Source organism: Rhodococcus sp. IEGM 1354 (assembly GCF_030056855.1).
Lineage (GTDB): Bacteria > Actinomycetota > Actinomycetes > Mycobacteriales > Mycobacteriaceae > Rhodococcoides.
Genome location: NZ_JASHKT010000001.1, coordinates 714133 through 727862 on the forward strand (window position 1 = coordinate 714133; position 13730 = coordinate 727862).

Genomic DNA, 13730 nt, shown 5'->3' on the forward strand with positions numbered 1-13730 from the left:
GGATACTCACGTAGTGCACCCCTTCTTCCCGAACCGAGAGCAAGTGTTGACCGGGCAATGGACGCCATCGCGTGGAGTCGAGATAACGCATGTCGACCTGCCTGACCCGTGGTTGCGTGCTATCCACCGACTCAGCCGTGATCTGCATGTGCGCCAGTACAGCGGTCTGATCGAACACATCGATTGGGTAGCCGAGTACGACCCCGACGGCGGCGCGGTGTGGCTTGCTAGCGCGGTTACCATCACCGGTCGGCGAGCCAACGGCCTCAACGGCAACGGCACCGGCGCGAACATCGATGCCGATGAAGATGCTGCGTTGTGGTCGATGGCGGATCTTGTCCAAAACGCAGTAGCCGAGGCCCACACAGCGTGGCCGTGGGGTGATGCCGGCGGGTTCATGAGCCCTCAGCTCGTCGACGACGTAGCTGTGTGGCGCGACAGGAACGGCACCATCACACGAATGGGCGACCTCGCAGAGAGCACGTGATCGATCGAGCACACCTGCGCCGTCATCGCCCTGCATCTGCTTGCAGCACATCGTCGATCGTGTGACCGATCCAGCGTTCGTATCGGTCGGCGGGGGCCAGTTTCGGAAAGAACTCGCGACGTACGACGGAGATGAGTCCCACATGGTCGTAATCCGGCCTTTGGAATGGCAACTGGTTCGGGTGGTCGACCTGATATTGCACCTTGAGCAAGGTTTCCAGGGCGTAGAACAGGGCTGTGAACGGCTCGTCTCCGCTGGCCTCGGTCAAAGAATTGATCGCTACTGAAGCCGCCGTCGGGACCTGCTCGCCGCTGTCCGATGTGACCCACATCTGGATGCGGGTGTCGGCGTTGAAGGCGTCCCACACTTTCGTGCTGTGCCTGTCGTCGAACGGTGCCGGGAGCGGGACGTTGTTCTCGAACGCCTCGAGTCCGGCACGAATCCAGTCGATATCTGCAACGCCGGCCAACGTGTAAGACCTGCGCACGGCCCATGCTGCGATCTTGCGAAGTTTCGGTGCGCGGGCGCGCGCGAGGGCGTCGACGAGCATTCGATCGTGAAACGCGAACTGTTGGGACGTGGCGACCCGGTCCAGCTTGTCGGTGGGTGGTCGCCCACCCCAGTTGATCGCGTTCTGTTTCACTTGGTTCGCCATGTGCTCGTAGCCGTACTTGATGTACAGGGTCGCGTCTGCGACGGGATCCGGGTCCCACCAGCTTCGGACCTTGTGGACGGTGATGTCGTCGTTCCCCACCGTGTCGGTCTTGTGGAGTCGCCGCAGTGCGGCGGGCTGGGTAACTTTCCAGACCTGCACGAGGTAGGACTCGGTGGGTGCGGTGACGGTCTGGTCCGGGCTCGCATCTCGACCTCGCGCGCTGACGCGGAAGGTGTTGAGGCCCTTCGTTATCGACAGCGCTGGGAAATCCTGCGAGATCTCACCATCGAGAGTGATGACCCGGAACGGTGTGCTCACTTTGATCGTGGCTTCTTCGATGACCTCCCACTCGACCTCAGCGCCAGGGTCGCCGGGAGCGGTAGTAAGCAGTTCGACCGTCACCGATACCGGGCCGTACGCGACTCCTGTCATGACAGTAACGAAATTCCGCCCCACTTCCATGACGCTGCCGGTCACAGCAGGTTCGTAGGTCTCTGCGGATTGTGACCCGACGACGAACTGATGATGGTCGGCGTCGACGATTCCGGAGTGCTTCACGAAACCTGCTCTCTAGGAATGGACGTCGAGACATTCCAAGGATCTGCGCTGCCACGATCGTCCCAGCCGCCGGCGCGCGATGTCATGATCAGAGCTTATGAGATCGAGAACATCGTCAGCAAGGGTCGAATACCTGGGAACCCTGAAGGGCTGAGGAGACCGCACCGGCTGTCGCGCCAGTAGTGTCGACGTTCGTGACGATCAACCCTGGAGTCGGTGGTGCGTCGGCGCGAGGTCGACTACGAGACCTTCCGTCGGTGGTCAAGCTCGTGCTGGCATCGATGGTGTTGTTCAATGTCGGCTTCTATCTGGTGGTTCCGTTTCTCGCGGTGCATCTGTCAGAGGAGCTAGGCTTCGCGAGCTGGATCGTCGGGCTCGTATTGGGTCTGCGCACGTTCAGTCAGCAGGGCATGTTCTTTCTCGGCGGCAGCATCGCCGATCGTTTCGGTCGTCGACCGGTTATTCTGTGGGGCATAGCAATACGCATCGTCGGGTTCGTTGTGCTGGCGCTTGCGAGCAGCCTCCCCGCTGTGATCGTCGGGATTCTGCTGATCGGTTTCGCCGCAGCACTGTTCGCGCCTGCGGTGGAATCCGCCAACGCCGATATCGGTCGACAACTCGAAGACTCGGGCGTCATCAAACGCACCGAACTGTTCGGTTACGAGCAGATGAGCAGTCGGCTCGGCACCGTCCTCGGGCCCGCGTTGGGAGCGGTGCTCCTGGTGTTCCCGTTCTCGGCCTCCGCCGCCGTGGCCGCAATCTTGTTCGCCGGCATGTGGATCGGGTTCTACTTCCTGTTCCCCAGGACAATCGAAACCGGCAGTGTCGTCGGCACTTCCATCACCCGGGTCTGGCGTGTGGTGTTGGGCAATCGACGCTACGTCGTCCTGGCCACGCTGTGCAGCGCACAGTTCGTCGCGCTCGCTCAGCTGTATCTGATGCTGCCCGAGCAACTCTCGCTGCGCATCGGCTCTCAGGATCTGCTCGGCTGGTTCTACGTGGGGGCAGCGGTACTGGTGATCGTCGGTCAGCGGCCGATGGTGGCTGTTGCCGCACGGATGGGCTCGCGAGCCGCAACAACCATCGGCTTGGCCGTGATGGCGGCGTCGTTCGTCATTCCGGCGCTAGGGCCAGGCACCATCACAGACTCGGTGTGGCCGTACGTGCAGATTGCAGCGTGGATTGCACTACTGCATCTGGGGCAGATGTTGATGGTGCCGTCGATGCGAGACACCCTCGCCCGAATTGCCGGAGAGCGTTATCTGGGAGCACATTTCGGACTGCTCAACACCATCGGTGGATGTCTGTCGTTGATCGGCACGATCGGCGTCGGGTATCTCTACGATCGCCTCGACGACGGCAGCGTTGCAGCGGCGACCCCATGGTTGGTGGTCGCCGGCTGCATCGCCGCGCCTGCCGTCGTGCTCGGTGTGTGGTCGTCGATGTCCGACGCTATCTGGCCGCGTCGACAGCCTTGATGTCGTCGATGAACGCAGACAGCACGAACGGGATGGTCAACGGATTCGGCATCGACACTGCGTCGGAGACAATCGGATCCAGCGCGATCAATCCACCGTTGCGCACGACGCCCAGACTGGTGAAGGTCTCCTGCGATTCCATGGACTCGCGGTGGAGTTCGTAATTGTCGAAGAAGAGGTAGTCGCAGTCGAGCAAGCTGTAACTTTCCGCCGACAGTTCGGTGTTCAGCTTGCCTTCGAACTGGGACGCCAACGCGGCGGGTGCCTCGAAGCCGAGTGCGGTCAACAGCTGGGCCCGCGCCGAGTCGGGACTGAACGCCCGTAGCTTGCCGTCACTCCACCTGATGACCAATGCAGCCGTCTTGCCGACGAACTGCGGATTGTCGGTTCGAGCCTGCGCCACCAGGGCTTCGACGCGGTCGACCTCGGCCTGAGCGGCACTCGGCAAACCTACGGAGCGTCCGATTCTGGTGGTCACCTCCTGCCACGGCAGCACCCAGTCGGTCTGGTCGGCAGCGTGCAGCACCGTCGGCGCGATCGCACTGAGCTGCGCATAGACGTCCTCGTCGATGGCGTTGTTGACGGCGATGATCAGATCGGGGGCAGCGGCGGCGATCGTCTCCACATCGAACTCGGTCGTCGCATTCGCCAGCGCGACCGGTTCGTCTCCCTTGACTGTCGGTTCGGCCCAGATGCCGATGCCGTCGTCGGTCGAGCCCTTCCACACCGGCACCAGCACAGGCGTCAGACCCAACGAGAGCAGCACGTCGGAGTCGCCGATGCCCACCGCGGCGATACGAGTGGGAGCGGTGTTGATGGTCGTCGAACCGAGCTTGTGCTCGATCGTCACGGGGAACGCGCCGCTCTCGACGTTCGCCGTCGAGCTCGAACCATCCGAACGTTCCGCCGAGCCATTGGCGCAGCCGGCTACGACGAGCCCGGCGACCGACACGAACGTCATCGATAATGCAGTCCGCCGATTCACCACGGGATTCATCGAGTCTCCTTCGAGCGTAGTTTGGATGCCCTAATCTAGTCCACGCTCGCCCGATTGTGCTGTCCTACGTTCTGCGGTCGATACCTTCTCGAATGGCTACGGAACGTAGAACGTCGCGAACCCCGGCACAGTGGTCGCAGAAGTCGGTAGTCCGATGAGTGCCACTTGCCCTGGCCCGCTGTACACAATTGCCTCGTGCGGGGATCCGAAGAGGGCGTCGGACAATCGCGCGTTGCCACTGGCCCCGGTGGTCAGGTTCACCCAGCGCACGTCGGAGATGAGGTAGCAGCCGGTGTTCGCGTTCGGGACGTCCGTGACCTTGGCGATCCCGGGTTGCTCGCCCACCACCACGGCACAATTGCTCGGCGGTGAATCGACACTGCCCCTGGGGTTTCCGTAGGGGGCTGGGTTGAACTGGAACGGGATCGTCACCTCTGCGGACGCCACTGCAGCCGACGCGATCGCCGCACCGACCATTACCGCACCGCACACTGCAACCCGTTGAACAAGCCTTGCCATGGCAACCTCCACTGGTTTCGGAATCTGGCGATGGCCCCATCCTCTCTCCTATTCGAGGCGAGATGGTGGCAAACGAGCTATCGAGACGCCATCGACACTGGGTTCGCGAGATGGCTGGGTGTACGGTCCGGTGATGCACGACGACATCGAAAGGCGCGTAGCCGACGCCACTCTCGTGATCACCGGCGAGAGCCTGTCGTCGATGACGGAAATTCTCAGGGGCCTGGGTGACGAGCTGGCCAACACCACACCGGATCTGCCGGGCGCCAACAGTCCGTACGCCATCGTCTTCCACTGTGTCGCCGTGATCGAGCACTGGGGAGGCTCGGTGATCGCCGGCCTGAAAATCCCGCGGGACCGCGCCACCGAATTCACGGCCACCGGTCGGGTCGATGACCTGATCGCACGGGTCGACGACGTTCGTACGCGTCTGCCCGAGTGGGTGGATTTGGCATTACGCGAGGGCATTCGCGATCGGACCGTCATGGGTTCCACGCGTCCGGAGCTGGCAACCGCCACCCCGGAATGGGTGTTGACACACTTGGTGCGTGAGCTGTCTCAGCATCTCGGCCAGCTCGAGCTCACCCGCGACGTCCTTCGTCGGGAGTGACTGGCGGCCGCACGTGTAAGGCGAAGCTCGACTGCCCGGGTTGCTCGAGGCCGTCTTTGAGACGAAGGGACGGCATCTCGTAATCGCCGAAGTTCTGTTTCCTGAACGCTATTGGTTCGGTTGTCTCGAGTTCGAGTAGTCGCCGTTCCCAGTTCTTCGCTGCGACCGCGTACTCCTCGGCCGTCAATCGATCGGATCCGTGGACGACGAACGGAGGCAGAACATCGATGCCCGGGTAGTAGAGGATCCCGTGGTGGATGGGGAACAACAGGTCGTCGATCGGGCCGTTGATGCCTCGATCCGAGTAGTGGGCTTCAGGGCCGCCCACGGTGACCGACAGCAGTGCTCTTTTGCCGGCGAGGGTTCCCTCGCCGAAGCGCTCACCGTACTTGGTGTCGCTGTGTTCGCCGACGCCATAAGCGAAGTGGTAGGTGAACACTCGGTCCACCCATCCCTTCAGGATCGCGGGCATCGAGTACCACCACAGGGGGAATTGGAAGATGATGGTGTCGGCCCACAACAGCTTTTCCTGCTCGGTGCGGACGTCGGACGTGAGGGTGCCAGTGTCGAAGGCCCGTCCGGAATCTGCAGCCACCCGCAGCGGCGACGACGCGGCAGGACCGTAGTCCGATGCGTCCAGCGCCGGCTTCCAGTTGGAGGCGTAGAGATCGGTCACCTGCACTTCGTGGCGTCCGGCTTCCAATGTGGTGACGGCAACATCTTTGAGAGAGTGGTTGAGCGACAGCGGTTCTGGGTGGGCGTAGACGATGAGCGTCTTCACGGGTGCTCCTTGTTGTCGAGTTGTGTTCGAGTGACGCTTTCACCCTGTCTCGTTCTGTCCGTCTCGTTCAGGGGCGCGATGTCCTGTGGTCGGTGTTCCTGGTATCGGCGGTACCACTCTCGATCGACGAATCCGAGGGATACTTCAGGTGTGGACGATTTGGCGAACTTCTTGAGAATTCGGCGGGCCCGGGTCGATCCGGCCTCGGTCGGAATTCCCGTCGACCGATATCGCCGCGTCGACGGGCTGCGGCGCGAGGAGGTCGCTCACCTGTCGGGCGTCAGCATCGATTACTACGTTCGCCTCGAACAGGGCCGCGCCACACAGCCATCCGACCAGATTCTCGACGCTCTGGCGCGGGTGTTCGCTTTGGACGACACCGAACGGGCGCACCTGGATCGGCTCGCCCGCCGACGTCGCCGGCCCGCGAAGACCCCGAAGGGGCGGGTGCGGCCGGAACTCCTGCGCGTCCTCGATCTGGTCCAGGGGGCACCTGCGTTCATCATGGACCACCGCATGAATGTGCTTGCGGCCAACCGACTTGCACGTGTGCTGTATGGCCAACCCGTCCCGGGGTTGAACACTGCACGACACATCTTTCTCGAAGAGACCGAGCGGGGGCTGTACGACGACTGGAACACCTGCACCATGGATGTCGTCGGTCACCTTCGGCTCGCTGCGGGACAGTATCCGGACGACCCCCAGTTGGCGTCACTGATCGGCGAATTGTCCATGGGCAGTGACCGATTCCGTCGACTGTGGGCACGCGCTGATGTGTGCGCTCGAACGCACGGGCGCAAGGCCTACCGTCACCCGCTGGTGGGTCTGTTGGAGCTTCACCAGGAGAACTTCGCTCTGCCGGGTGAGCCGGGAATGGAGATGATCGTCCTGAGCGCCGCGGCCGGCAGTGCCAGCGAGGACGGCCTGCGGCTTCTTGCAGCCCTCGCGCTCGACACGGCGTCGGACAGTGAATCTGCTACTGCGAGAGACGAACACCAGAGCTCGCAGGGGTGACTCCGGTGATCAGGTCGATCATCCCGAACGGGGAGCGTTCCCCGAGACACAGGTCGAGCGTTTCGTGTGACTGGATGGCCACTGTCTCACTTCGGGTGAACATGGCCTTCTCGTAGGCGGACAGGGCCGCATCGATGTTGTCGGGTTGATCGGCGATGGCGCGAGCGAGTTCTGCGCCGTCGAACATCGCCAGATTCGCGCCGTCTCCGGATGGAGGCATCAGGTGTGCGGCATCGCCCACGAGGGTTACTCCCGGCGTGTGATCCCAGCGGTGGTCGTTGGGGAGCGTGAAGATCTTTCGGGGAACCAGCGCGGTTTGACCGTCGGTGATCAATGCTGTCAATTCCGGTGCCCACCCATCGAATTCGGCTGCGACCGTCGCTTTGGCCGAGGCGGTGTCGGTGAAGTCGATCGCGTCGATCCAGTCGGCGCTGCGATTGAGCTGAACGTACGTGTGCAGGATATCGCCTGCCTCGCGGTGCACGGCGATTCCCTTACCCGGGGTGAGGGCGAACATGGCACCGCCGCCGACTGCGCGAGCCGTCGCGGGGTGACGTACGTCGACGTCGTGGAGGTAGGTCTCGACGAAGACGGTACCCACGTATTCGGGTTGGTCAGCCGAGAGCAGGGATCGGACTCGTGACCACGCGCCGTCGGCTCCGACGAGCAGATCGCTGACCGCCGTGGTTCCGTTCGCGAACTCGAGTGTGTGTTGCCCATTGCCCAGTGGGCGGACGGCGGTGAGCTTGTGCCCCCACTGAACGGTGTCGGCCGGCAGTGAGTCGAGCAGAATGCGTCGCAGGTCGCCGCGCAGTACCTCCGGTCGACCGCCGGTGCCGTCGTCGGCTTCGTCGAGTAGAGCCTCGCCGTCGGGGCGCAGGACGCGAGTCGCTTCGCCTCCCTCGTGAATGATGGCGCGGAACTGTTCGGTCAGCCCGGCCGCGGCGAGGGCGACCTGCCCGTCCTCCTCGTGGATGTCGAGCTGCCCGCCTTGGGTGCGCACGTCAGCCGTGGCGTCGGCCTCGTACACCGTGGCGGCGATTCCGTGAACGTGCAGTACCCGTGCCAGCACCAGGCCGCCGAGTCCTGCACCGATGATCGAGATGGATTTCTTCATGAATGTCTCCGCTCGTTGTTGGAACGCTGTTCCAACTAAGATTGGAACACTGTTCCAAAGCTGTCAAGCGGGGTGTTGGTTAGCGGTCGTCAACCGCGGTCGATACCGGCCAGGATGATGTCGACACCCGCCCGAAATTGTTCTCTGTCGTCATGTTCGGCGAATTGCGACGCGATTCGGGTCAGGAACGGATAGTCGCCGGTGTCCGTCACCGCCGAGCGTGTGGAGTCGAGAAATGTCGCGCGGTCCGTCACCGTGGCGGCCAGTTGCCTCCCGGCATTGCGCTGACTCGCAGCCCCGAGGGCGTGGTACATGAGCACGGACGCGGCGTCGAACTGCGCATTCTCCGGAATTCCGCGTACGTCCAGTTCGGTTCCGATGCGGTCGAACAGATGCATGACGGCCGGCTGCCACGGCGCGCCGGCGAGTTGCGTCGCCACCCATGGCCGCGTGGTGATCATGTCGAACACCCTCATCATCACGCCGCGAATGCCCTGCTCTGTCGGCTCGTTCTCGGGCGAGGATTCCAGGACCGACGCCATGACTGCGTTGGCCGCTGCCGCGAGTAGATCTTCCCTGTTGCCGACGTGGTGATAGAGCGCCCCGGCGCCGGTGGACAGGTGTGCGGCGAGAGTGCGAAACGTCAAAGCGTCGGTGCCACCCTCGTCGAGCATCTCGATCGCTGCCTGCACGATGCGCCCTTTGGACAGGGCATCGGACCGTCGCGTGGGTGTCGGTTTCTTCTCGGGCATGCGCAAATCCTGTCACAACTGGAACGGTGTTCCATGCCTGAATGCCGCCCACGCAGCCTGCCACCAGCAGATGGTCGCGCCACTGGGCGATCGCTACCGCAGTAGTCGACGCACGAGCAGAACAGAACCGCCGGCGAAGACAACCACCACTGCGACCACACCGAGAAGAATCGGCCCCGCCCCGTCGTCACCCGTGCTGCCGTCGTCGACCATGTGCCCTGCCGTCGCCAATGGTGTCGCACTACCGGTGGGCGCGGTCGTGGAACTCGCCGACGTCGGCGTCCATTGATCGGCGAACGCTGGACTCAGCTCGTCGAGAGCAGGCGTCGGGCTACACGCATTGTCCGCGTAAGGAGCCAAACGAGTGAGATCGCCGCCGCCGGAATCTTGACGCGACTCGGTCGGAGCGAGGAAGTACCGTTTGCCGATCTCGAAGGTGCGTGCATTCGAATTATCCTGAGGTGCAGCAACCTTCACGCTCTCGCCAGCTTGTACCCCCTTGATGCCAGTGTCGATGGCGAACGTGTACACGGCCACCGGAAGTCCACCGGACGGAGGGCGTGGGGTCGTCTCCACAGCAGTCGGAGTCGCGATCGCAGCTATCGCAGCTCGATCGCGGGCGAAAGTAACCCGTTCGGTTTCCGATCCGAATCCCGCACAGTCCGCGGAGGCCGTGGGTGCAACCAGGACACCGAGCGACACTGTCATCAGCGCAGCCAACACCGCCCGGCGAACCGTTCGGTGGGTCGGGAAACGCCGCATGGGTTACTCCTTCAGAAGGATCGACCGTCACGCTTTTCCCACCGGCGGAAACCTAACGGTTTGTTCCAGGATGGCCAGCAAACCCTGGTGCAATCCCTGGCACAAGTAAAAGAACAACAAATTTTCCCAAAAGTCGAATCCGCGGGCTTCCTACCCGAGGATGATGCTCGACGCGACCGCGACACCCCACGGCCGCAATCAATGCGGCGTGACGCGAGACCGCACGCGTCCAAGCGCTATCCGGTCGCGATCACGGAATACAGGTGGTGATCGCGTCGCTCACCTCGGACAACCTTGAACGATCGGAGAGTGCCCTCACGAACCATCCCGACCTTCTCCAGCACCCGCGCCGACGCGAAGTTGTACACATCGCACGTCGCCGCTATCCGCACTAGCCCGAGTCGATCACGCCCGACACCGATGAGTGCCCTGGCTGCCTCTGTCGCATAGCCATGCCCCCATGCCGCAGCCGATAGCGAATAACCTAGCTCGCCAACCTTGTTCGTCGAATCTGTCACCCACACCGCCGCACTGCCGACGACCTCGCCACGGACGATAATCGCAAGCTGGTAGTCATCCACCGAGGGCGTCAACCGCTCCACCAAGAACCGGTGCGTGTCAGCAGGACTATTCGGCCCCCACGTCATGAACTCACATACGCGCGGGTCGGAAGCAAAAGCGTGGACAGCATCGAAGTCCTCAGGCAGGAACCAGCCCAAGCTCAGTCGTTCGCTTTCCGCGACGATGTGTCGCTCTCCCCCCGCACTCATATCCGCCTTCATACCAGATCATGGCGTATCCCTATGCGTAGCTTCGCAGACCAATGAGGATGCGCACCTCAAATTTGCGCCATTGTTCCTCAAGCGCAGGGTACTTCACGACCGCCGACCGACCGACTCCGCCAACGGCTCAATCATGTTCCGAACGCGTCGGTTTCGCAGCCCGAGTCAAGGATTGGTCTACGAAGTCGATCATCCAGTCGAAGCTCTCGTCGAGGTCGGTGCCGAGTTGAAAGCTGTGTTCCGCTTGGAGAGTGGCAAATCCGTGCAGCAGGCTCCGCAGCATCCGGAGCGCATGCGTCTGTTGCGCCGGATCGATGCGGTAGCCGTGCAACATCGCAGCCCAGGATTCCATGACGCGGTTGGCGGCAGCCATCAGTGGGTCGTCGGGGCCGGTGATCTGGGCGGCGTTGCCCGCGGCATATCGGCCAGGATGGGCGACGACGTAGTCGCGCATTGCGCGCGTTCCCGCGACGAGGGCTTCGCGTCCGGACCGCCCCGCGATGGCGTCGCGGATGGTGTCACCCAGTTCGTTCATGGCCAGGATGCCCACGCGGTGCACCAGGTCGGCCAGGTTGTCGACGTGTTTGTAGAGCGAGGGTGTCTTGACGCCGAGTCGTTCGGCCACCAATCCCATCGACATCTGCGCAATTCCGATCTCGTCGGCGAGGTCGGCACCCGCTTCGGTGACCGATGCGGGCGCGAGGCCGGCCCTAGGCATGGTGCAGCGCCTTGGCCAGGAACGGAAGTGTTACGGCGAGAGGCTCATCGGGTGCCTGGGTGTGTGGGTAGTGACCGACTCCGTCGAGGACGGCTACCTCGCCGATGCCGGTGGGCAGATCGGCGACAATGCGGTCGCCTTCGGCTCGGGGGTCCGCGAAATCGGGATCGGCATCGCCTTCGACGACGAGGACGGGGCACTGAACGTTGCCCAGTTGCGCGCCGGCATCGGTGGGGGCCGACTTGCACATCGCCTGAAGGGTTTTCGCTCGTCCGGGCTCGCGGAGAACGGTGACGATACGGGCCAGCTCGTCGTCCCAGTCGGCAGGCTTGGTGGGATACGCGAGATCGAGGTACTTCTGCCAGGCATTGATGTTGCCGCTCAGCAGGGTTCGACCCAGCAGTGTGGTCGCGCGGCGGTAGCGCTTGTTCGTCAGCAGTGCGCCCATCGAGTAGGTTACTGCGCGAGTGAACGGAGCGAGCTCGATCAGGCCCACGATCAGCTCGGGAGCGGTGGCGGCGGCGATGGTCGCTGCACCGCCGCTGATGGAATGTCCGATGATCACCGCGGGGCCGCCGAGGTGACGAACAAGGGCGACGAGGTCTCCGGCGATGTCGGTGCGGCTGTAGCCGTCCCACTCGATGCTGGACTCCCCGCAACCGCGAATGTCGAGATTCGCCACCCGGTATCCGGCCTCGACCAGCGCCGGTGCCAGAAAGCGGTAGGCGTGCCGGCTGTCGCCGATGCCGTGGGCGAGGACGACGAGGGGACCGTCGCCGGTCAGGTCGTATGCGAGGGTGTTGTCGCCGATGGCGAGTACTTCGGTCATGGTGGGCTCCGAGGACGAGTCGGCTAACTGGTGTAGCTAAAAGCTAATCCGATTAGCCAACGGTGTCAACCCCTCATGCAAGCCGACGCGAGGCCGGCATGTTCGTTCAGCGGCCCGAGCCTGGGGGTCGGTTCATGCGGGCAATGAACACCGACGACACGAGAGCGCCGACGAACATGCCTCCGCCGATCCCGATGCTGAGGTTGTCGATCAGAACGCCGACGATGACACCTGCCAACATGCCCGCGACTACTCCGTACAGCACGTACGTCCCGGCATTCGGCTTCTGTGGATTGTCGGCCATAGGGGTATCCGTTCGTTGATTCGGCAGAAAAGAGTTCGGACACAGCCTAATTGCTCACCGCGACGTGTGGAGCGCCCAGTGCGGAGGCCACGCAGGATTTACCCCGTACGGGTCAGCGCGGCCATGGCCTCCGCCGGGATGGTGCGGTAGTAGCCGAATCCCGAGGCGCGTTGGCACCCGTCGAGCTCGAAGGATACGAAGGAGCGGCCCGAGCCGTCGGGTCTGCGCCGTTCGGTCGATGCAATACGGGTACTGCTCTGATTGCACGCCGGCGCGATGGGCGCGTCCGCCACCGACCTGACGAGCCGAGTGCTGTCCGCTCGGCTCATTGTCGTCAGGGACCCGACCGCGTCGACTGGCGGTTCCGCGGTGGCGACCGTGCACAACTGCAGCCGGTCCACGTCGTCTATCGGCATTACCAAGGAGGGAACCAGCGGATCATCGCGTTCCTCGGCGGCAGCTACCTCCTCGGGGGTGGTATTCGCGAATCCATCTGCGTAAGAACTGGATTGGCAGGTTATGGTGTATCGGTCGTCGTAGCCGGTCGAGTGCGACGTTCTGGATACCTCGGTGAGATCGGCCAGTGCTTCGATCGGTCCGTTCTGTAGACCACACGGGCTCGCCGGCCATGCGGGACGGAATGCCTCGCCGGAGTCGTCGACGAACCACAGACCTACGGGTGGGGTCATCTCGTACGCGCACGACGCCATGACGCCGGGAGGGAAGCGCGACCGCGACCACGACGCCCATCAGAAATAGGGACGATCCGACGCGACGCATGCCCAAAGGGTAGTGGCAGACGACGTCGTCACCGGTCGCCTCGCACGTATCTCGCTGACGGGGTGAGCAGTGCTTCAGTGACGCGATGGTGCGCTCATTGTCTACACTTCGATCAGGGGCCACCGCGCCCAGAGACAGGGTTGACGCGAGCACCGCCTCGCCGCCCGAACTCTGTGCAAGGAGATCGATCATGAGCGCAACCACCGTGGGCTTCGGCCGCATCGCACCCACAATTCCCGTCACCGATATACAGCACTCGATCGAGTTCTACCGCGACGTTCTCGGTATGACCGTGACCTTCACCAATGGCAGCCCGACCGGATTCGTCATTCTCCGGCGAGACGCCGCCGAGCTGCACCTCACCTTGGTGAGCGGCCACCGAGCTGGCCACCACAACGGTGCTCACCTGATGGTCGACGATGCATCAGGCCTCTACGAGCACCTGATCGAACACCAGGTGCGCGTCGTCAAACGGCTGCGCGACGCGGACTACGGACTTCGTGGCTTCGTCTTCTGCGACCCGGACGGGAATCGAATCGACGTCGGGCAGCCCCTCCCCTAGAGGCAACCGCTTTTTCCGAATTGTG

Annotated in this window: 17 protein-coding genes; 5 read left to right on the forward strand and 12 right to left on the reverse strand. The window is 63.2% G+C overall.

What is annotated here, in order from left to right; genetic code table 11:
* Positions 1–13: 13 nt before the first annotated feature.
* On the forward strand, positions 14–487 hold the full coding sequence (locus tag QM588_RS03580; protein WP_032400416.1) for a hypothetical protein: 474 nt from the start codon (positions 14–16) through the stop codon (positions 485–487).
* A gap of 22 nt (positions 488–509) precedes the next feature.
* Here QM588_RS03580 and QM588_RS03585 read toward each other — a convergent pair whose 3' ends face one another.
* Complete coding sequence (locus QM588_RS03585) at positions 510–1700, reverse strand: transposase (RefSeq protein ID WP_283311505.1); 1191 nt, start codon at positions 1698–1700, stop codon at positions 510–512.
* 194 nt (positions 1701–1894) lie between these two features.
* On the opposite strand from QM588_RS03585, the gene QM588_RS03590 reads away from it, so the two are divergent.
* Positions 1895–3178, forward strand: coding sequence for an MFS transporter (locus QM588_RS03590; protein WP_283311507.1), 1284 nt, complete (start codon positions 1895–1897; stop codon positions 3176–3178).
* Here the strand turns inward: QM588_RS03590 and QM588_RS03595 are convergent.
* Positions 3153–4175 (reverse strand): ABC transporter substrate-binding protein, encoded by a 1023-nt coding sequence (locus tag QM588_RS03595; protein WP_135046834.1) that lies wholly within the window; start codon positions 4173–4175, stop codon positions 3153–3155. The two genes, QM588_RS03590 and QM588_RS03595, sit on opposite strands and share 26 nt — an antisense overlap.
* 96 nt (positions 4176–4271) lie before the next feature.
* Positions 4272–4694, reverse strand: coding sequence for a hypothetical protein (locus QM588_RS03600; protein WP_245154411.1), 423 nt, complete (start codon positions 4692–4694; stop codon positions 4272–4274).
* A 133-nt stretch (positions 4695–4827) separates the two neighbouring features.
* Here QM588_RS03600 and QM588_RS03605 point away from each other — a divergent pair, with 133 nt between their 5' ends.
* Positions 4828–5304, forward strand: a complete 477-nt coding sequence (locus QM588_RS03605) for a DinB family protein (RefSeq protein ID WP_135046835.1) — start codon at positions 4828–4830, stop codon at positions 5302–5304.
* Here the strand turns inward: QM588_RS03605 and QM588_RS03610 are convergent.
* Positions 5276–6085 carry an NAD(P)H-dependent oxidoreductase gene (locus tag QM588_RS03610; protein WP_283311511.1) on the reverse strand — a complete coding sequence of 270 codons (810 nt, stop codon included), beginning with the start codon at positions 6083–6085 and terminating at the stop codon, positions 5276–5278. The genes QM588_RS03605 and QM588_RS03610 overlap by 29 nt on opposite strands.
* 150 nt (positions 6086–6235) lie before the next feature.
* On the opposite strand from QM588_RS03610, the gene QM588_RS03615 reads away from it, so the two are divergent.
* Complete coding sequence (locus tag QM588_RS03615; RefSeq protein ID WP_283311514.1) at positions 6236–7099, forward strand: helix-turn-helix transcriptional regulator; 864 nt, start codon at positions 6236–6238, stop codon at positions 7097–7099.
* On the opposite strand, the gene QM588_RS03620 is transcribed toward QM588_RS03615, so the two are convergent.
* The 8 genes from QM588_RS03620 to QM588_RS03655 all read right to left on the reverse strand — a co-directional run bounded on the left by QM588_RS03620 (position 7062) and on the right by QM588_RS03655 (position 13052).
* Positions 7062–8216 (reverse strand): FAD-dependent oxidoreductase, encoded by a 1155-nt coding sequence (locus QM588_RS03620; RefSeq protein WP_283311515.1) that lies wholly within the window; start codon positions 8214–8216, stop codon positions 7062–7064. The two genes, QM588_RS03615 and QM588_RS03620, sit on opposite strands and share 38 nt — an antisense overlap.
* A gap of 89 nt (positions 8217–8305) precedes the next feature.
* Positions 8306–8968 carry a TetR/AcrR family transcriptional regulator gene (locus QM588_RS03625; RefSeq protein ID WP_283311517.1) on the reverse strand — a complete coding sequence of 221 codons (663 nt, stop codon included), beginning with the start codon at positions 8966–8968 and terminating at the stop codon, positions 8306–8308.
* A gap of 93 nt (positions 8969–9061) precedes the next feature.
* A complete protein-coding gene (locus tag QM588_RS03630) occupies positions 9062–9730 on the reverse strand; it encodes a hypothetical protein (protein ID WP_283311518.1) in 669 nt (222 codons plus the stop codon).
* 236 nt (positions 9731–9966) lie between these two features.
* The gene (locus tag QM588_RS03635; protein ID WP_283311519.1) at positions 9967–10512 is read right to left on the reverse strand and encodes a GNAT family N-acetyltransferase; all 546 of its coding nucleotides are present in this window, start codon (positions 10510–10512) and stop codon (positions 9967–9969) included.
* Between the two features lie 127 nt (positions 10513–10639).
* Complete coding sequence (locus QM588_RS03640) at positions 10640–11230, reverse strand: TetR/AcrR family transcriptional regulator (protein ID WP_283311520.1); 591 nt, start codon at positions 11228–11230, stop codon at positions 10640–10642.
* On the reverse strand, positions 11223–12059 hold the full coding sequence (locus tag QM588_RS03645; protein WP_283311521.1) for an alpha/beta fold hydrolase: 837 nt from the start codon (positions 12057–12059) through the stop codon (positions 11223–11225). The genes QM588_RS03640 and QM588_RS03645 overlap by 8 nt, the downstream gene beginning before the upstream one ends.
* A 106-nt stretch (positions 12060–12165) precedes the next feature.
* A complete protein-coding gene (locus tag QM588_RS03650) occupies positions 12166–12363 on the reverse strand; it encodes a hypothetical protein (protein WP_167326485.1) in 198 nt (65 codons plus the stop codon).
* 98 nt (positions 12364–12461) lie between these two features.
* Positions 12462–13052: a hypothetical protein gene (locus QM588_RS03655; RefSeq protein ID WP_283311522.1), complete on the reverse strand. Its 591-nt coding sequence runs from the start codon at positions 13050–13052 to the stop codon at positions 12462–12464.
* Positions 13053–13333: 281 nt separating this feature from the next.
* Here QM588_RS03655 and QM588_RS03660 point away from each other — a divergent pair, with 281 nt between their 5' ends.
* Entirely contained in the window at positions 13334–13705 is a 372-nt protein-coding gene (locus tag QM588_RS03660) for a VOC family protein (protein WP_283311523.1), read from the forward strand.
* Positions 13706–13730 lie beyond the last annotated feature (25 nt).